Origin of the sequence: Frigoribacterium sp. PhB107, from assembly GCF_003751515.1 — a bacterium.
Taxonomy (GTDB): Bacteria; Actinomycetota; Actinomycetes; order Actinomycetales; family Microbacteriaceae; genus Frigoribacterium.
This window is the reverse complement of the sequence record NZ_RJKU01000001.1, coordinates 851,049-869,873: the sequence shown is the minus strand read 5'-3', so window position 1 is coordinate 869,873 and position 18,825 is coordinate 851,049. Positions and strand designations below refer to the sequence as shown.

15 protein-coding genes are annotated in these 18,825 nt (G+C 74.1%); 9 read left to right on the top strand and 6 right to left on the bottom strand.

Annotated elements, in window-relative coordinates:
* Positions 1-82 precede the first annotated feature (82 nt).
* The 4 genes from EDF18_RS03910 to EDF18_RS03895 form a co-directional block, all read right to left on the bottom strand.
* Complete coding sequence (locus tag EDF18_RS03910; RefSeq protein WP_158614605.1) at positions 83-1,156, bottom strand: LacI family DNA-binding transcriptional regulator; 1,074 nt, start codon at positions 1,154-1,156, stop codon at positions 83-85.
* Between the two features lie 154 nt (positions 1,157-1,310).
* Entirely contained in the window at positions 1,311-1,991 is a 681-nt protein-coding gene (locus EDF18_RS03905; RefSeq protein WP_123546463.1) for an alpha-ketoglutarate-dependent dioxygenase AlkB, read from the bottom strand.
* 50 nt (positions 1,992-2,041) lie between these two features.
* The gene (locus tag EDF18_RS03900; RefSeq protein ID WP_123546462.1) at positions 2,042-3,610 is read right to left on the bottom strand and encodes a PQQ-binding-like beta-propeller repeat protein; all 1,569 of its coding nucleotides are present in this window, start codon (positions 3,608-3,610) and stop codon (positions 2,042-2,044) included.
* A gap of 44 nt (positions 3,611-3,654) precedes the next feature.
* Positions 3,655-5,247, bottom strand: coding sequence for a PQQ-binding-like beta-propeller repeat protein (locus EDF18_RS03895; RefSeq protein WP_123546461.1), 1,593 nt, complete (start codon positions 5,245-5,247; stop codon positions 3,655-3,657).
* A 246-nt stretch (positions 5,248-5,493) separates the two neighbouring features.
* Between EDF18_RS03895 and leuC the strand changes: the two genes are divergently transcribed.
* The 6 genes from leuC to EDF18_RS03865 all read left to right on the top strand — a co-directional run bounded on the left by leuC (position 5,494) and on the right by EDF18_RS03865 (position 12,181).
* Positions 5,494-7,002, top strand: coding sequence for a 3-isopropylmalate dehydratase large subunit (gene leuC, locus EDF18_RS03890; RefSeq protein ID WP_233569052.1), 1,509 nt, complete (start codon positions 5,494-5,496; stop codon positions 7,000-7,002).
* Positions 7,002-7,598: a 3-isopropylmalate dehydratase small subunit gene (gene leuD, locus EDF18_RS03885; protein ID WP_123546460.1), complete on the top strand. Its 597-nt coding sequence runs from the start codon at positions 7,002-7,004 to the stop codon at positions 7,596-7,598. Before leuC ends, leuD begins: the two co-directional genes overlap by 1 nt.
* Positions 7,599-8,966 (top strand): UDP-N-acetylglucosamine 1-carboxyvinyltransferase, encoded by a 1,368-nt coding sequence (gene murA / locus EDF18_RS03880; protein ID WP_123546459.1) that lies wholly within the window; start codon positions 7,599-7,601, stop codon positions 8,964-8,966.
* A 7-nt stretch (positions 8,967-8,973) separates the two neighbouring features.
* Entirely contained in the window at positions 8,974-9,798 is an 825-nt protein-coding gene (locus tag EDF18_RS03875) for a 1-acyl-sn-glycerol-3-phosphate acyltransferase (protein WP_123546458.1), read from the top strand.
* A 127-nt stretch (positions 9,799-9,925) separates the two neighbouring features.
* Positions 9,926-10,939 (top strand): NAD(P)H-dependent glycerol-3-phosphate dehydrogenase, encoded by a 1,014-nt coding sequence (locus EDF18_RS03870; protein ID WP_123547277.1) that lies wholly within the window; start codon positions 9,926-9,928, stop codon positions 10,937-10,939.
* A 93-nt stretch (positions 10,940-11,032) separates the two neighbouring features.
* A complete protein-coding gene (locus EDF18_RS03865; protein ID WP_123546457.1) occupies positions 11,033-12,181 on the top strand; it encodes a D-alanine--D-alanine ligase family protein in 1,149 nt (382 codons plus the stop codon).
* 195 nt (positions 12,182-12,376) lie between these two features.
* Here EDF18_RS03865 and EDF18_RS03860 read toward each other — a convergent pair whose 3' ends face one another.
* On the bottom strand, positions 12,377-12,964 hold the full coding sequence (locus EDF18_RS03860; RefSeq protein WP_123546456.1) for a DUF3515 domain-containing protein: 588 nt from the start codon (positions 12,962-12,964) through the stop codon (positions 12,377-12,379).
* A gap of 24 nt (positions 12,965-12,988) precedes the next feature.
* On the opposite strand from EDF18_RS03860, the gene thiL reads away from it, so the two are divergent.
* Positions 12,989-14,038, top strand: coding sequence for a thiamine-phosphate kinase (gene thiL, locus EDF18_RS03855; protein WP_123546455.1), 1,050 nt, complete (start codon positions 12,989-12,991; stop codon positions 14,036-14,038).
* Between the two features lie 45 nt (positions 14,039-14,083).
* Here the strand turns inward: thiL and rsmD are convergent, their stop codons facing one another.
* Positions 14,084-14,653 (bottom strand): 16S rRNA (guanine(966)-N(2))-methyltransferase RsmD, encoded by a 570-nt coding sequence (gene rsmD / locus EDF18_RS03850; protein WP_123546454.1) that lies wholly within the window; start codon positions 14,651-14,653, stop codon positions 14,084-14,086.
* 131 nt (positions 14,654-14,784) lie between these two features.
* Between rsmD and EDF18_RS03845 the strand changes: the two genes are divergently transcribed.
* Together EDF18_RS03845 and EDF18_RS03840 are read left to right on the top strand one after the other, a co-directional pair.
* Entirely contained in the window at positions 14,785-16,491 is a 1,707-nt protein-coding gene (locus tag EDF18_RS03845; protein WP_148050033.1) for an acyl-CoA dehydrogenase family protein, read from the top strand.
* A 61-nt stretch (positions 16,492-16,552) separates the two neighbouring features.
* Positions 16,553-18,796: an ATP-dependent DNA helicase RecG gene (locus EDF18_RS03840; protein ID WP_255416168.1), complete on the top strand. Its 2,244-nt coding sequence runs from the start codon at positions 16,553-16,555 to the stop codon at positions 18,794-18,796.
* Positions 18,797-18,825 lie beyond the last annotated feature (29 nt).

Genomic DNA, 18,825 nt, shown 5'->3' with positions numbered 1-18,825 from the left:
CGGGACACTGCCGCGCGCGTCGTCGTCGACGCGCGTCGACGATGAGTGTCACACACGCGCAGGAGGCGCGCAACAACCCGTGCTAGCGGCGCGTCGCAGCGGGACGAGCGGCAGGACGGACGGCGCCGTGGGAGTCGAGGGGCGGGGGCGCGGAACTGCCCCGGACGACGAGCTGCGGGGCCACGAGGAGGTGCGGCGCGTCGAGCCGGCATCCCTCCAGCCGGTCGACGAGGTGGTCGACGGCGGCCGCCGCGAGCTCGACACCAGGCGGCGAGACGGTCGTGAGCGGCGGCGAGGTCATGTCCGCGGCGAGGTCGCCGATGCTGAGGGCCACCACCGAGGCGTCTCGGGGGATCGAGCAGCCGGCGAACGCGGCCGCCTGCACGAAGCCGGCCAACGCCGTCTCGTTGAACGCGACCACCGCGGTGGGACGTGCCGGCGAGGCGACGAACGCGTCGAAGGCCGCGCGGCCGCCCGTGACCGAGACGGGGGCGTGGTGCACCTCGAGCACGAGGCCCGCTCGCCGCGCGGCGTCGTCCAGTGCGCGGGAGGCCCTCGCGAGGGGGCCCGAGCCGCGCTCGTGCGAGCCGACCGACTGGCTGAGGAAGAACGCCCGCTCGTGGCCGAGGTCGACGAGGTGCTGCACGGCCAGGCGCCCCAGCGCGTCGTAGTCGGCGTCCACGAACCAGAGGCCGGCCACGTCGTCGGGGCGGCCGATGTTCGTGAAAGGGACCCGCGCCTCCGTCAGGACGGGCACGCGGTCGTCCTCCGGCGTCAGCTCCATCAGGACGACGCCGTCGACCAGGCCCTCGCTCACGAGGCTCTCCAGGCCCTCGACGTCGTCGATCGGGGTCGACCAGAGCAGGAGGTGGTAGCCGCGTTCCCGCGCCCGGTCCGTGGCTGCCGCGACGTACTCGAACTCGGACGACGTCACGCCGCGCCTGCCGTACGGGTAGTGCAGGGCCAGGATGCCGCCCCGCGACCCCGCCAGGCCGCGCGCGAAGGCGTTCGGCGTGTAGTTGAGCTCGGCCATGGCCGCCTCGACGCGACGGCGGGTGGCGTCCGAGATCGTCCGACGGCCGCTGAGGGCGTACGAGACGGTGCTCGACGAGACGCCGGCCAGGCGCGCCACGTCGTCACGGGTCGCTGGTGCCATGCTCGTCCACCTCGTCGTCGGTCGTGCGCACAGCATACGAGCGCAGGCCCGGATGAGCGACGAGCGTCGGGCGGGAGGGAGCTGCTACGCGGGCCACACCGGTCGCCGTGCCTGACTGTCCAGACCCGAGCGGCCCGCTCCGGCCGCGGGCGGCCTACGCAGGCCACACGGGTCTGAACTGCACCGAGATGCGCGGGCCGACCGCCTTGCGGGTCTTCGCGATCGCGTGCTCGTGCGTGCGCTGGCTGCTGCCGCCCATCACCAGCAGGTCGCCGTGGCCGAGGGGGAAGCGCTGCACCTTGCCCGTGCGACGTGACCGGATCGCGAGGGTGCGCGGCGCGCCGAGGGACAGGATGCCCACCATCGTGTCGCGGTCGATCGTGCGGCCGACGCGGTCGCCGTGCCAGGCGATGCTGTCGTCGCCCGTGCGGTAGAAGCAGAGCCCGGCGCGGCGGAACAGCTGCTCGTCGGGCGCCCCGCGCCGGCTGGAGTACCACTGGTTCAGCTCGTCGCGCGCCGTGCCGAGCACGGGGTCGGGCAGCACGTCGCGCTCGCCGTAGGACGACACCAGCCGTGGCACCTCGACCACCCGGTCGTACATCGTCCGCGTGTCGGCCTGCCAGGGGACCTCGGCGACGAGGCGCTCGAACATCGCGTCGCTGCCCGTCGCCCAGCCGGGCACGAGGTCGAGCCACGCGCCGTCGTCGAGGGGCAGGTGCTGCACGGCCCCGTCGAGGTCGCGCAGGCCGGTGCCCCGCCTCGTGACGGGGCCCGCGCCCGTCTCGGCGTCGTCGTCGAGGCCGTCCAGCAGGGAGGAGGTGAAGGTCGTGCTCATGCCCCTCAGCCTAGCTGATCGTTCGAACGCGCGTTCGAACAGGGTCGTCGTCACCACCGGGGCGCGACGACCTCGGATGCCTCCGGTCCGGTGAGCTCATGCGCCACGCCGTCGACGTCGACGTCGACCAGCGCTCCGCCCCAGAACGACACCTGCAGCCTGCCCTGGTAGACCCACAGCCGCTCGCCCGACGACCGGTCGAAGGCGACGACCGTCGACCGGCCGCCCGAGCTGCCGTAGGCGAACGCGTAGCCGACGGTGCGTCCGGTCGCGGCCGGCACCGCACCGCCCGGCAGCTCGACGACCGACCTCGCGGCCCCGTCGGTCCCGTCGAGGACGCGCAGGGCGAGCGATCCGTCGTCCCCGTCGGGCGCCGCGGCGAAGAGGTCGTCGTCGGTCTGGCCGGCGAGGCCGTCGACGCTGACCGCTCCCCGGCGGTCGTGGCTCCAGCGGGTCTCGCCCGTGTCCCAGTCGACGCAGCTGACGCGGTCGTCCGCGACGTCGGTCACGACGAGGCACGTGCGTGCCGCGCTCGGCGCCCCCTGCACGTCGGGGGAGGTCGTCCACCGGGTGCGCCCGTCGAGGTCGACGGCCGTGAAGCCCCCCGACCGACCCGACGGCGACACGATGAGGTCGTCGTGCACGAGCGGCCCGACCAGCGTGTCGAGCCTCGTGCCCCAGTCGCGCTCGCGGCCCGTCCGCGGGTCGACGGCCACCGTGCCGCCCGGCGTCGAGACGAGGGCGCGGTCCGGGAGGGCGAGGACGACGCCCGTCGTCGTGCCGGCGCCCCGCCACGTCACGTGCCCGAGGTCGTCCGCGTCGCGGACCTCGTACCGGTAGGCGCCGCCCGCGGACGGCTGGCGTCCCGTGAGGACGACCTGGCCCTCCGACTGGAACTGGTCGCTGTCCGTCGTCGTCCACGGCGCGGAGCCGTCGACGACCCGACCCGTCGCGGGGTCCAGCGCCACGAGCTTCGAGAGGGCGCCGCCCGAGGTGCGCAGCAGGAGGCGGTCGGGGTCGCCCGCCGGGCCGATCGGCGAGGCCGACAGCACCTCGGCTCCGTCGAGGTCGCCCAGGTCGGCGAAGTCGTCCCGGGCGTCGTGCACCCAGGCCATCCGGCCGTCCCGCGTGTCGAGCAGCCCGACCCGCGACCCGACCTGCCGGGTGTCGCTGCCGCAGCCCGCGTCGTTCGCGAAGCCGTAGGTCCAGGCAGGTGCGGCGCGGACGAGCACGAGACCGTCGTCGCCGACCGGCGCCGAGGGGAACCTCAGGCAGAGGGCCGGCGCGCCGGGGGCGAGCGTCCCGGCGAGGTCGGCGGTCCAGCCGGAGGCGGTCGGCGCCTCCCGCAGGTCGACGGTCGACGTGCCCTGCCAGGGCGACAGCCCGCCGTACACCGGCTGGCCGGGGACGAGGGCGGCGGTGACGGCCACGGCGGCCACCACCAGGGCGAGGTAGCCGAGGGCGAGACGACGGCCGGGCGCGAGGCGGCGCCACCAGCGCGGGCCGGGCGACGGCGGACGACCCGACGGGCTCCCGGACGGAGGCGGGACCTGCTGGCCGCCCTCCGCCTCCTCGGCGGTCGTCGTCCGTGCCCCGGTCGTCGGCGTCTCCCAGACCACCGCGGCCCTCGGCCGCGGGGGCTGCCACGGGGCGCCCGGCGCCGTCACGAGGTGCTCCCGACGCGGGTGCGGTCGACGAGGCGGGAGGCGGCGGCGGAGTCGTCCACGACGACGAGGGCGCCGCCCCAGAACGAGACCCGGCCGGGCGACGTCGACGTCCAGAGCCGGCGTCCGCTCGACGCGTCGTAGGCGCTGACCGCGTCGGGGCTGGCGCCCGAGTCGTCCGTCTCGACGTAGACGACGGTGCGCGACGCGGCGACCACCTCGTCGGACGGGCCGAGCGGCACGGCGACACGGCGCGAGCCGTCCGACACGTCGAGGGCGGCCAGCTCGGGGCCGTCGTCGCGCTGCGCCACGACCCAGACGTCGTCCCGCGACTGCCCCGGCACGGGCACGACCCGGGCAGGACCTCCGAGGTCGCGGCTCCAGAGCACCCGACCGTCTCCCCGGTCGAGGCAGGTCACGGAGGAGGCGTCGGGCGACAGGGCGAGGACGCACCGGTCCGTCACGTCGAGGGCTCCTGCCTCGACGGGGGTCGTCCAGCGCCGGTCGCCGAGCGGGTCGACGGCCGACACGGTCGGACGAGACCGTCCCGCCCGCTCGACCACGTAGAGGGAACCGTCGCCGGCGGGGCCGACGGCGGCCGTCTCGAGGGTCGTGCCCCGGCCCCGGCCCCGTTCGAGCGGACGCGCCGCGCCGGTGCGGCCGTCGACGAACGAGCTGCGGCCGTCCGCCTCGAGGACGACGCCCGACTCCAGCAGCAGGGGAGTGGTGCCCACGTCGGCCCGGCCCTGCCAGACGGGCTCGGTGAGGTCGCCCGCGTCGACGAGGGAGAAGCGCCGCGACGCGTCGTCGGTGCCGCCGACGGCCCGGAGCTGCAGGCGCCCGACGGCGGCGACGCTCACGGCGGGCAGGTCGCGGCGCCCGCGGGCCACCTCCAGGGAGCCGCCTCCGTCGAGGTCGAGCGCGACCTGCGCGGCGCCGCCCGAGGTCTGGACCTGGACCAGCACGCGGTCGGCGGCCGGGACGACCTGCGTCGCCGGGATGGCCAGGGCGTCCGCGTCGGGCACGTCCTCCGCGAGGTCGTGCACCCAGCGGACGCGGCCCGTCCCGGCCTCGACGAGCGCCACGCGGCTCGTGTTCCCGGACACGGCGGCGCGGCGACAGCCCGGCGACGACGCGGCGTCGTCGGTCTCGAGGTCCACCGAGGTGCCCACCGCGACGAGGCCGTCGACGGCGGCGGAGGGCCAGACGTGCACGCAGCTCGGGGGCACGTCGGGCGCGAGGAGGCCGGCGAGGTCGAGGCTCCACGCGGCGTCCGTGGGCAGGCGTCGCAGCTCGTCCGCGACGGGCGTGCCGGTCGCCGGGCCGCTGCCGTAGCGGGGGACGACCGCGACCCCGACGACGAGCACGGCCGTGGTCGCGAGGGCGAGGGCGAGGTAGGCGGAGCGCAGGCGGGACGACGAGGAGGCGGTCGTCCGGCGGCGACGTCGGGGCGCCTCCTCGTGCGGCACGGCAGGGGGGAGGCGGGAGCCGGACGGCAGGGAGGCGGGCTGCGCCGCGCCGGCCTCCGGCGCGTCGGCACGGCGGCCCGCGCCGGGACGGGCCGGCAGCCAGGGAGCGTCGTCTCGCACCATGCTCGGTCGACCTCCTCGTCGGGCGGGCCCGCCGCCGCACGACGGAGGACCTGGTACCAGTCAGGACCCGCGAGGTGCCGCGCGCCCACCTCGTGTTCGGAGACCTCGGCCGCGGCGCTCGCCGGGGGAATGCCGGGCGCCCGCGGCCGCGTTGCACCCGGCAGCGCGTCGGGCAGGGGCCAGGAGGCGCTGGCGTAGACTTCGACGATCATTCCGACCGAGACACCCGAGGAGAGGGGCGTGCCCGTGGGCAGGACGCTTGCCGAGAAAGTGTGGGACGACCACGTCGTCGTCAAGGGCGAGGACGGCGCCCCCGACCTTCTCTACATCGACCTCCACCTCCTCCACGAGGTCACGAGCCCGCAGGCCTTCGACGGGCTCCGGCAGGCGGGGCGACCGATGCGGCGCACCGACCTGACGATCGCCACCGAGGACCACAACACCCCGACCCTCGCGATCGACAAGCCGATCGCCGACCTCACCAGCCGCACGCAGATCGAGACGCTCCGCCGCAACACGGCCGAGTTCGGCGTCCGACTGCACCCGCTCGGCGACGCCGAGCAGGGCATCGTCCACGTCGTGGGGCCGCAGCTCGGCCTCACCATGCCGGGCATCACCGTTGTCTGCGGTGACTCGCACACCTCGACGCACGGCGCGTTCGGCGCGATGGCCTTCGGCATCGGCACGAGCGAGGTCGAGCACGTCATGGCGACGCAGACCCTGCCGCTCAAGCCGTTCAAGACCATGGCCGTCACCGTCGAGGGCACGCTGCGGCCCGGCGTGACGGCGAAGGACGTCATCCTGGCGGTCATCGCGCAGATCGGCACCGGCGGCGGCCAGGGCTACGTGCTCGAGTACCGCGGCAGCGCGATCCGCGCCCTCTCGATGGAGGGGCGCATGACGATCTGCAACATGTCGATCGAGGCCGGCGCCCGTGCCGGGATGGTCGCCCCCGACCAGATCACCTTCGACTACCTCGAGGGCCGCGACCACGCCCCGACCGGAGCCGACTGGGACGAGGCGGTCGCCTACTGGAAGACCCTCCCGACCGACGACGACGCCGTGTTCGACGCCGAGGTGTTCCTCGACGCCGACTCGCTCGAGCCGTTCGTCACCTGGGGCACGAACCCGGGCCAGGGCGTCTCGCTGAGCGACTCCGTGCCCGACCCTTCGACCGTCGTCGACCCCAACGAGCGCGCCGCCGCCGAGCGCGCCCTCGAGTACATGGCCCTCGAGGCCGGCACGCCGATGAAGCAGATCCCCGTCGACGCCGTGTTCATGGGCTCGTGCACCAACAGCCGCATCGAAGATCTGAGGGCCTTCGCGTCAATCGTGCAGGGCAAGACCAAGGCCGAGGGCGTCCGCGTGATGGTCGTGCCGGGCTCGGCCCGCGTGCGGCTCGAGGCCGAGGCCGAGGGCCTCGACAAGGTCTTCACCGACTTCGGCGCCGAGTGGCGCTTCGCCGGCTGCTCGATGTGCCTCGGCATGAACCCCGACCAGCTCGCCCCGGGCGAGCGCTGCGCGTCGACCTCGAACCGCAACTTCGAGGGCCGCCAGGGCAAGGGCGGGCGCACCCACCTCGTGTCGCCGCTGGTCGCCGCCGCGACCGCCGTCCGCGGCACCCTGTCGTCCCCGTGGGACCTGTCGGCCGACGAGGCAGGCGCCGTCGGCGCGGCGGACGCGGCCTCGTCGACCCCGATCCACGACCAGGTCGCCGCCGAGCTGACCGGCCAGACCGCAGGAGGCGCGTCCTAGTGCAGAAGTTCACCGTCGTCACCGGCGTGGCCGCGCCCCTGAAGCGCTCGAACGTCGACACCGACCAGATCATCCCGGCCGAGTTCCTCAAGCGGGTCACCAAGACCGGCTTCGAGGACGCGCTCTTCTTCTCGGCGCGCCAGGACCCGGACTTCGTGCTCAACCGCCCGGAGTACCAGGGCGCACGAGTGCTCGTGGCCGGCCCCGACTTCGGCACCGGCTCGAGCCGGGAGCACGCTGTCTGGGCGCTCCGCGACTTCGGCTTCGACGTCGTGCTGAGCTCGCGCTTCGGCGACATCTTCCGGGGCAACTCGGGCAAGCAGGGCCTGCTGAGCGCCGTCGTGGCCGAGGACGACATCGAGCGGATCTGGGCGGTCGTCGAGGCGAGCCCCGGCATCGAGATCACGGTCGACCTCGCCGCGCAGACCGCCACGGTCGGTGACCTCACGGTCTCGTTCGAGGTCGATGCCTACACTAAGTGGCGCCTCCTCGAGGGTCTCGACGACATCGGACTGACCCTCCGCGACGAAGCCGCGATCACAGAATTCGAAACCCGCCGCGCCGCCTGGCGCCCGAAGACATTGCCGGTGAAGTAAGTGAACTCTCTCGTCCAAGACGCAGCAGCTGCAGGGGCCCGTGTCGGCCTGAAGTCCGATGAGATCGTCATCCGCGGCGGCAAGCCGCTGATCGGTCGCATCGAGGTGCGCGGGGCGAAGAACCTCGCCACGAAGGCGATGGTCGCCGCGTTGCTCGGCGACACCCCGAGCATCCTGCGCGACGTCCCGGACATCAGCGACGTCAACGTCGTCCGCGGCCTGCTGTCGGTGCACGGCGTCCGCATCACCGACCCGGCCCGCGGCGAGATGATCCTCGACCCGGCCAACGTCGAGTCGGCGCACTTCGCCGAGATCGACGCGCACGCGGGCTCGAGCCGCATCCCGATCCTGTTCTGCGGCCCGTTGCTGCACCGGCTGGGCGAAGCGTTCATCCCCGACCTCGGCGGCTGCCGCATCGGCGACCGTCCCATCGACTTCCACCTCGACGCGCTCCGTGCCTTCGGCGCGGTGGTCGACAAGTCGTACAACGGCATCCACCTCACCGCGCCCGACGGGCTCAAGGGCGCGAACATCGAGCTGCCCTACCCGAGCGTCGGCGCGACCGAGCAGGTCCTGCTCACGGCCGTGCTCGCCGACGGCGTCACCGAGCTGCGCAACGCGGCGATCGAGCCCGAGATCATGGACCTCATCGCCATCCTGCAGAAGATGGGCGCCATCGTCTCGGTCGAGCCGAACCGCGTCATCTTCATCGAGGGCGTGAAGACGCTCCGCGGCTACACGCACCGGGCCATCAACGACCGCAACGAGGCCGCCAGCTGGGCGAGCGCCGCGCTGGCGACCAAGGGCGACATCTTCGTCGAGGGCGCCGACCAGAAAGACCTGATGACGTTCCTCAACGTCTTCCGCAAGGTCGGCGGCGACTTCGACGTCCACGAGGACGGCATCCGCTTCTTCCACCCCGGCGGCGAGCTCAAGCCCGTCGTCGTCGAGACCGACGTGCACCCCGGCTTCATGACCGACTGGCAGCAGCCGCTCATCGTCGCGCTCACCCAGGCGCAGGGCACCTCGATCGTGCACGAGACGGTCTACGAGAACCGCTTCCAGTTCACCGAGGCGCTGAACGACATGGGCGCCGACATCACGGTCCACAAGGAGGGCCTGCCCGGCCACGACCGTCGCGTCGCCCGTCGCGAGTTCGAGCAGGCGGCCGTCATCAACGGCCCGACCGCGCTGCACGGCGCCGACATCCGCGTCCCCGACCTGCGCGGCGGCTTCAGCCACCTCATCGCCGCGCTGACGGCCGAGGGCGAGTCGAAGATCAGCAACGTCGGCATCATCAGCCGCGGCTACGAGCACTTCATCGCGAAGCTGCGCAAGCTGGGCGCCGACTTCGACTTCCAGGGCTGATCGCGACGTGAGCGACGCCTCCTCGCCGACCCCGCCGGCCGGCGGGGTCGACGCGCCCCTCGTCCAGACGCCTCGCCAGGTCGGCCGCTTCGGCCGCGGCAAGGAGAAGAGCGCTGTGTTCCGGGGCGTCGCCGCCGTCGGCGCGCCGCTCTTCGACCGGCTCGCCCGCATCGAGGTGCGCGGCGCCGAGAAGCTCCCGGCCGAGGGGGCCTTCGTGCTCGCGCCGAACCACTACACGAACATCGACCCCGTCGTCGTGGCGCGGCTGATGTGGACCCTCGGACGCGTGCCGCGGTTCCTGGCCAAGGCGTCGCTCTTCCGCGTGCCCGTGTTCGGCTCGCTGATGCGCGCCATGGGCCACGTGCCCGTCGAGCGCGGCGGCCGGACGCACGACAGCGACCCCCTGCAGGCCGGGCGTGCCCTGGCGACCAGCGGCGGGGGAGTGATCATCTACCCCGAGGGCACGCTCACGCGCGATCCCGACCTGTGGCCCATGAAGGGCAAGAGCGGTGCCGTCCGGCTCGCCCTCCAGGCGGGGGTGCCGCTCATCCCGATGGCCCACTGGGGCAGCCAGCACGTGATGGGCCGCTACTCGGCGAAGATCAGCCTGTTCCCGCGGAAGCGCATCGTGGCCGCGATCGGCGACCCCGTCGACCTGTCGCCGTGGCGGGGCCGCCACCTCGACCAGGCCGCCTACACCGAGGCCACGGCCCTCGTCATGCAGCGCATCACCGAGCTGCTGGCCAGCCTCCGCGACGAGGAAGCGCCCGCCGAGCCGTGGGACCCGCACACGAAGCACCAGAAGGAGACCGGACGCTTTGAGCAGCCGTGACGAGAGCAGCCGTGACGACAGCAACCGCGACGTGACCGGCGACGGCGGTCGAGGCGCCGGGACGAGGGAGGACGCCATCGGGGCCCTCGGGGAGGGCGCCGTCACCACGGAGGCGATCTCGGTCGTGATGCGCAGCGCCGTGCCCCGCACGGTGGCCGTCCTGGGCTCCGGCAGCTGGGGCACCACGTTCGCCAAGGTCCTCGCCGAGGGCGGGGCCGACGTCACCCTCTGGGCCCGACGTCCCGAGGTCGCGCGTGAGATCACCGAGAGCAAGCGCAACAGCGACTACCTCCCGGGCATCAACCTGCCCCGCACCCTCGTGGCGACGCCGGACGTGGCCGCGGCGCTCCGCGGCGCCGAGCAGGTCTACCTCTCGGTGCCCAGCCAGACCCTCCGCGACAACCTCGCCGCGGTGCGCGAGCTCGTCCCGCGCGGCGTCCCGGTGGTCAGCCTCATGAAGGGCGTCGAGAAGGCGACCGGCCTGCGCATGAGCCAGGTCATCGAGCAGGAACTCGGCATCGACCCCGACCTGATCGCCGTCGCGTCCGGCCCGAACCTCGCCCTCGAGATCGCGAAGCGCCAGCCGACCGCCGCCGTGGTCTCGTCGCAGAGCCTCGAGACCGCGACGCTCGTCGCCGCCACCGCGACCAACCCGTACTTCCGCTCGTTCGTGAACACCGACGTGATCGGCACCGAGTTCGGCGGGGTCCTCAAGAACCTCATCGCGGTCGCCATCGGCATCGTCGACGGGGTCGGCTACGGCGAGAACACGAAGGCGTCGATCATCACCCGCGGCTTGGCCGAGATGACCTCGTTCGCCGTCTCGTTCGGGGCCAAGGCCGAGACGCTCGCGGGGCTCGCGGGCCTCGGCGACCTCATCGCGACGTGCGAGTCGCCGCTCTCGCGGAACAACACGGCCGGCCGCCTCCTCGGCCAGGGCTACGCCTTCGGCGACGTCGTCCGGCAGATGAACCAGACGGCCGAGGGGCTGAGCTCCGTCGCGCCGATCCTCGAGCTGGCTCGCTCGCGAGGGGTCGACATGCCCATCGTGCAGCAGGTCGCCGAGGTGCTCGCCGGTACGCTCGACCCGCGGAACATCGCGCCGCACCTGACCGAGACCGACGAGCCCCAGGGCGAGTAGCGGCAGGAGGCGCGGCGTCCGTCACGGACGCGACCCGCGCCTCCTGCCTGCTCACGCGGGCCGGCGGCGCCGAACCACCCGAAGGGCCCCTCGATGACCACCACCACCCCCGCCACGACCGCGGCCCCTGCGACCGGAGCCCCGGCGAGCGTCGAGAAGCAGACCGTCGTCGTCCTGTTCGGCGGCCGCTCGAGCGAGCACTCGATCAGCTGCGCCACCGCCGGGGGCGTGCTCGCCGCGATCGACCGCGACCGCTTCGAGGTGGTGCCCGTCGGCATCACCCGGGAGGGCGCCTTCACGCTGCAGCCCGACGACGCGGCCCTCTTCGCCCTCGACGCCGAGTCGCTGCCGGAGGTGCGCGACAACGGCACCCGGGTGCGCTGGCCCGAGACCGCCGCGAGCCGGGGGCTGAGCGTCGTCGAGCCCGACGGCGGGGTCCGCCTGCTGGGCGACGTCGACGTCGTGTTCCCCATCCTGCACGGCCGGTTCGGCGAGGACGGCACCGTGCAGGGCCTGCTCGAGCTGGTCGGGCTGCCCTACGTCGGCGCGGGCCTGCTCGCGTCGGCCGTCGGCATGGACAAGCACTTCACGAAGACCGTGCTGCAGCAGGCCGGCATCGCCGTCGCGCCGTGGCGCACGGTGCGACGGACCGAGTGGACGAACGCCCCGGAGGCGGTGGCCGCCGAGGTCGCCTCGCTCGGCTTCCCCCTCTTCGTCAAGCCCGCCCGCGCCGGCTCGAGCGTCGGCGTCTCGCGGGTCGACCGCCCGGACCAGCTGGCCGCCGCCATGCAGGTCGGCCTCGCCGAGGACCACAAGGTGCTCGTCGAGGCGGGCGTCGTCGGTCGGGAGATCGAGTGCGCGGTGCTCGGCGGTCGCGACGGCGGGGCCCCGCGCACCTCGGTCGCCGGCGAGATCGTGCTCAGCGACGAGACCTTCTACGACTTCGAGTCGAAGTACCTGGGCGGGGCGGGCGCCGACCTGCTGTGCCCGGCGCCCCTGTCGGACGACGAGCTGGCCGAGATGCAGCGGCTCGCCGCCCTCGCCTTCGAGTCGATCGACGGCACCGGGCTCGCCCGCGTCGACTTCTTCCTCACCGACGAGGGCTGGGTCGTCAACGAGGTCAACACGATGCCCGGCTTCACGCCGATCTCGATGTTCCCGGCCTGCTGGCTCGCGAGCGGCCTGAGCTACCCCGAGCTCATCACCGAGCTCGTCGAGCTGGGGCTCGCCACCGACCGCTGAGCCGGCCGTTCGTCGCCCGCGCCGGAGCGCCCTGCGGCGTACGCCGTACCGGGTCCCCGCACTGCACCGGGTTTCGTACACTGCACCGCGTCTAGACCCGGTGCAGTGTACGAAAGCCGGTGCAGTAGTGGCTGCTCGCCGGGGCGACGGACCAGCGGCCGGATGGCGAGCGAGGCGGCTGGGCCGTGGGCCGGCTCAGGGAGCGGGCGTCTCCGACGGCACGTCGGTCGACGGCACGTCGGTCGACGGCACGTCGGTCGAGGTGTCGGCCGGGTCGCCGACGCTCGGCAGGTCGTCCACGCCGACGCAGCCGCGGCCGTCCTCGGGCAGGTAGCCGACGGCGTCGGCGAGGTCGAAGAGGGCCGTGCTGCCGACCTCGGCGCTGACGACGACCTGCACGGCCGGCGTGCGGCCGTAGGTCGTGAACGTGAAGGTGTCCCCGTCCTCGGGGCCGTCGTCAGAGAGCCAGTCGACGCCCTGGACGTCGTTGCAGGGGAGGTCGGAGATCGCGGGGGACTCGACGCCGCAGCGCAGCAGGACCGTCGAGGGCGTGCCCCATGCGCCCGTGCCCTGGGCATCGGTCTCGCGCCGCTGCTGCGGCTGGCTGTCGGGCCCGACGGTGTCGGGCAGGTGCACGACGACCTGGGCGCAGTCGGGGTCGTTCGCGCCGTCGGCCGACTGCATCGGCACGGCGGCCGTGCATCCCGACAGGATCGACGCGGCGACGACGCCGAGCGCGACGACGAGGGAGGGGTGCAGGAGGCGGCGGGACGGAGCGGACATCCCGGCCAGGCTACCGTCGACCCCATGGAACGATCCTCCAGGTCTCTCGACGCTGCCGACACCGCCGACACCGCCGACGCTGCCGGCAACGCCGACACCGTCGAGGCCGCCGGCGAGCTGGCCACCCTCGCGCGCATCCTGCCCCGCCTGCCCCGCGGTCTCGACACGCAGCTCGGCCCGGGCGACGACGCCGCCGTCGTCGCCGCGCCCGACGGCCGCTTCGTCGTGACGACCGACCTCATGGTGCACGGGCCCGACTTCCGGCGGGCCTGGTCGACGCCGCACGACCTCGGCTGGAAGGCCGCGGCCTCGAACCTCTCCGACGTGGCGGCCATGGGCGCCCGGCCCACCGCCCTCGTGGTCGCGCTGGCCGTCCCGGGCGACACCCCCGTGGCCGACCTGGAGGGCCTGGCCGACGGCCTCCGTGACGCGTGCGCGGCCATGGCGCCCGGCTGCGGCGTCGTCGGCGGCGACCTCTCCGTCTCCGCGGTCTTCACCGTGGCGGTCACGGCGTTCGGCGACCTCGACGGTCACGACCCGGTCCGCCGCGACGGTGCCCGCGTCGGCGACGTGGTCGCCGTGTCCGGCCCGCTCGGCCGGGCCGCCCGGGGCCTCGACCTGCTCTTCCGCCTCGGGGTCGACCACGACGGCGTCCCCGACGCCGCCCTCGCCCGTGAGGTGCGCGAGCGCGACGCCGACGTCGGCTGGCAGCTGGCGCCCACGCCGCCGATCGCCGACGGGCCCGCCGCGGCCCTCGCCGGGGCGACGGCGATGCTCGACCTGTCCGACGGCCTCGCGCTCGACGCCTCCCGGCTGGCCCGCGCCTCCGGTGTCGTGCTCGACCTCGAGTCCGCGGCCCTGGGAGCCGACCCGCACGCCGCCCTGGCCGGGGGAGAGGACCACTCCCTGCTCGCGACGTTCCCTGCCGACGCGGACCTCCCCGGCGGCTTCCGCCCGCTCGGCACGGTGCGGGACCTCGCAGGAGGCGCCCCTCGCGTCGCCGTGGACGGCCACGACCTCGGCGAGCCCGGCGGCTGGGATCCCTACCGACTCTGGACCGGCCAGCAGGGCTGACCTGCTCCCGCCGCTGCTCGGGCGTCCGGCCTCAGGCGTCAGGCATCAGGCGTCGCGCGTCGCGAACCAGACCGTCGTGTCGCCGTACGACTTGCGGGCGTCGAGCGTGAGCCCGTCGGGCCAGCCGGGCTCCCCGTCACGGGAGGCGCGCTCGACGACGACCAGCGCCTCCTCGGCCAGCGACGGGAGCAGCGCCGCGAGGTCGGCCGCGAGCTCGGCCGCCGACAGCTCGTAGGGCGGGTCGAAGAAGACCAGGTCGACGAGGGCGGCGCCGCCGCTCAGGTACGACCGGACCGGCTGGGCGACGACGTCGACCCGGGGTGCCTTCCCGGCGGGTGCCCGGCCCACGACGGCGTCGACGTTCTTCCGCAGTGCCTTCGCGGCGGCCGGCGCCTTCTCGACGAGCACGACCGAGGCGGCCCCCCGCGACGCGGCCTCGAGCCCGAGCCCACCGGTGCCGGCGTAGAGGTCGAGCACGCGGCGCCCGGTGATCTCGTCGCGCGCGTCGAGCGACGAGAACAGCGCCTCGCGCACCCGGTCGCTCGTGGGTCGGGTGCCCGTCTTCGGCACGGCCAGGGTCAGGTTGTCGGCGAAGCCGGAGATGATGCGGGACACGCCCCCATCCTGGTCCATCGCCGCAGCCGTTCGAGCAAGTCGACAACGCGGCCCCGAGGAGGCGCGCGACCGGTCGTGGGACCCGCACAAGCGAGTTGTCGGCCGGCACCCCTGCGGGCACGATCGCCCCCATGACCAGCGTCGATCGTACTGTCCGGCCCTCCTTCACCAAGTCGCTCTTCGCGGGGCGGATCGCGTCCGAGCTGGCGTTCCCGTACCCGCACATGACCACGGCCGAGGCCGCCAGGGTCGAGACGGTCTCGGCGTCGGCCCGCGAGGTGCTGGCCGACTACGACCCGCTGCGGGCCGAGCGCGAGGGCTGGATCGGTGACGACACGGTGCGGGCCCTCGGCGAGCGGGGGCTGATGGGCCTGTTCGTCTCCGAGGAGTACGGCGGGCTGGGGCTGAGCCAGAGCGCCTACTGCCGCGTCTACGAGGAGTTCGGCCGGGTCGACGGCACCCTCGCCACCGTGATGGGCGTGCACCAGTCGATCGGCACGAAGCCGCTGCACCTCTTCGGCACGGACGACCAGAAGGCCCGCTGGCTGCCCGACCTGGCGAGCGGCCGCAAGCTGGCCGCCTTCGTCCTCACCGAGCCGAACGTGGGCAGCGACGCCTTCGCCCTCGAGACCCGGGCCGAGCGGCAGGCCGACGGGAGCTGGCTGCTGAACGGCGAGAAGCGCTGGATCGGCAACGGCGACAAGGACGTCCTCACGGTCTTCGCGCAGAGCGACCTCGGGCACGTGGCCCTGATCGTCGAGAAGGGCATGGACGGGCTCAGCACCGGCCCCCGCTTCGAGACCCACGGCCTCAAGGCCAACCACCTCCAGCGCGTGCACTTCAAGGACGTGCGGGTGCCCGCCGAGAACCTGCTCGGCGAGCCGGGCGACGGCTTCCGCATCGCGGTGAACACGCTGAACAACGGCCGCATGTCGATGGGCACGGCCATCGCGGGCGGCATGAAGCGGTTCCTCGAGCTGAGCCTCACGCACACGGAGGCGCGTCACCAGTTCGGCAGGCCGCTCGCCGACTTCGAGATGGTCGGCGACAAGCTCGCGTGGATGACGCAGCAGATCTACGGCGTCGAGTCGATGTCGTACCTCACCACCGGGCTCGTCGACCGCGGCGACACCGACTTCGCGCTCGAGTCGGCCATGACGAAGGTCACTGCCAGCGACACCGGCTGGTACGCCCTCAACCGCGCGGTGCAGCTGCACGGCGGCGAGGCGTACATGGAGGGGCACCCGCTGTCGAAGGCCCTGCGCGACTTCCGCATCTTCCCGATCTTCGAGGGCGCGAACGACGTCCTCCGCGCCTTCGTCGCCCTCAACGGGCTCAAGGCCCTCAGCGAGGAGCTGCCCGACGTGACCTCCCTCAGCATCGGCGACCCCGGCCGGGCGATGGGCGTGCTGGCGCCGTACGTGGCAGGTCGCGTGCAGCGTCGGATCAGGCCCGAGCGGCCGGTGGGCGTGCACCCGCAGCTCGCGCGCGCCGCGGCCCAGGTGGGCGAGCAGGTCTCCCAGCTGCGCGAGCGGGCCGAGGGCGCCCTCCGCAAGCACGGCAAGCGGGTGCAGGAGGCCCAGCTCGTACAGAAACGCCTCGCCGACGCGGCGTCCGGCATCTACGCGCAGACGGCCGTGCTGTCGCGGGCCTCGGTCGCCCTCGAGGAGGCGCGGGCCGACGCCGACGCCGAGCGTCACCTGGCGATCGGGTTCTGCAAGCAGTCCGCACGGCAGGTCGCGCGGCAGCTGCGGGCGCTCGAGGTGAACGACGACCGGCACGTGACCGCGCTCGCGGCGTCGACCCGCGCCTCCGGCGGGTACTCGTTCCGGCTCTGAGGCGCGGGGCCGGCTCCGCGGACGACCCGGCCCTGTCGGGGGCGCGCAGTAGCGTGGGGACGTGCCCGCGCCCCTGCCCGACCCGTCGCCGCTCGACGCCGCGCTCTCGAGCGCCCTCGGCGGCCGCACGGCCCAGGCGATGCAGAAGGCGTTCGGGCTGCGGACCGTCGGCGACCTGCTGTCGCACTACCCGCGGCGCTACGCCCGGCGCGGCGAGCTGACGGCGCTCGACTCGCTGCCGCTCGGCGAGTCCGTGACTATCGTGGCCGAGGTCCTCGACGTGCGTGAGCGCACCATGCGGGCCCGGCGGGGGTCGATCCTCGAGGTGCGCATCGGCGACGGCGAGGGCATCCTCACCCTGACGTTCTTCAACCAGGCCTGGCGCTCGCGCGACCTCGTGCCCGGAGCGCGCGGCATCTTCGCGGGCAAGGTGGGCGACTACCGCGGCCTCCGGCAGCTGGCGCACCCGGACTACGAGCTGTTCGACGCGTCGCACGAGGCGGTGGCCGGGGTCGGCGACGCCGAGGCGCAGGCCTTCGCCCGGCAGCCGATCCCGATCTACCCGGCCAGCGCCTCCGTGGCGTCCTGGCAGGTGCAGAAGTCGGTCGAGGTGGTGCTCGACACGCTGCCGCCGCTCGACGACCCCGTGCCGGCCCCGGTCCGGGCCGAGCTCGAGCTCGTGCCGCTCCGCGAGGCGCTCGAGCTGGTGCACCGGCCCGAGAAGGACAGGGACCACCTGAGGGGCCGCGACGCCCTGCGGTTCCAGGAGGCGTTCGTGCTGCAGAGCGCGCTCCTCCAGCAGCGGGCCCTGCTGCGCACGACGAAGGCGACGGCGCGCTCGGCACGGCCGGGCGGCCTGCTCGAGCGCCTCGACGCGGCGCTGCCGTTCGAGCGCACCTCCGACCAGGTGCTCGTCGGCTCCGAGATCGACCGCGACCTCGCGGCCGACGTCCCGATGAACCGCCTGGTGCAGGGCGAGGTCGGCTCGGGCAAGACCCTCGTGGCCCTGCGCGCGATGCTGGCGGTCGCCGAGAGCGGCGGCCAGTCGGCGCTGCTCGCCCCGACCGAGGTGCTGGCCGGCCAGCACCTCCGCTCGATCGTCCGGTCGCTCGGCCCCGACCTCGCCGCCGAGCTGCGCCCCGTGCTGCTCACCGGTCAGATGAGCACCGCCGAGCGCCGCAAGGCCACCCTCGCCGTGGTGAGCGGGCAGTCCCGGATCGTCGTCGGCACCCACGCGCTGATCAGCGACGCCGTCGAGTTCTGGGACCTCGGCCTCGTCGTCGTCGACGAGCAGCACCGGTTCGGCGTCGAGCAGCGCGAGGCGCTCCGCCGCAAGGGCGCGGCACCGCCCCACGTGCTCGTGCTCACGGCGACGCCGATCCCGCGCACCGTCGCGATGACGGTCTTCGGCGACCTCGACGTGTCGACGATCACCGAGCTGCCGGCCGGCCGACAGCCGATCGAGTCGTTCGTCGTGCCCCTCGCCGACCGCCCCGGCTGGGCCGACCGCATCTGGCAGCGCTCCGCAGAGGAGATCGCGAAGGGGCGCCAGGTCTTCGTCGTCTGCCCGGCCATCGACGCCGCGACGGTCGAGCAGGGCGAGCCGGCCGCCGGGGCCGGGGGGCCGGAGGCAGGCAGCACAGGCTCCGCCGCGACCGACGGGACCGCAGGAGGCGCGCCTCCTTCCCCCGAGCGCGCCAGCGTCGAGGCCGTCACGGCCCTCGCCCGCTCGCTGCCCGTGCTCGCGGGCGCCCGGGTCGAGCCGCTGCACGGCCGCATGTCGGCCGACGAGAAGGACGACGTCATGCAGCGCTTCGCCCGCGGCGAGATCGACCTGCTGGTGGCGACCACCGTGATCGAGGTCGGCGTCGACGTCCCCAACGCCTCCACGATGGTGGTGCTCGACGCCGACCGGTTCGGCATCTCGCAGCTGCACCAGCTGCGCGGCCGGGTCGGCCGGGGCGGTCACCCCGGCCTCTGCCTCCTGGTGACGCACGCGCCCGTCGACTCCACGGCACGCGAGCGCGTCGACGCCGTCGCCGCCACCCTCGACGGGTTCGAGCTCGCGCAGGTCGACCTCGAGCTGCGGCGCGAGGGCGACGTCCTCAGCAGCCTCCAGTCGGGCGGCCGGTCGTCACTGCGCCTGCTGCGGGTGACGACCGACGGCGACCTGATCGGCATCGCCCGCGAGCACGCCGCCGAGCTGCTCGACGCCGATCCGTCGCTGGGGGAGCACCCCGCGCTCGCGGCGGCCATCGCGCGTCGGCTCGACGACTCGAGCCGCGACTTCATGGCGGCGGGCTGAGGGTCTCTCCGGAGCCACCGGCTAGGGTG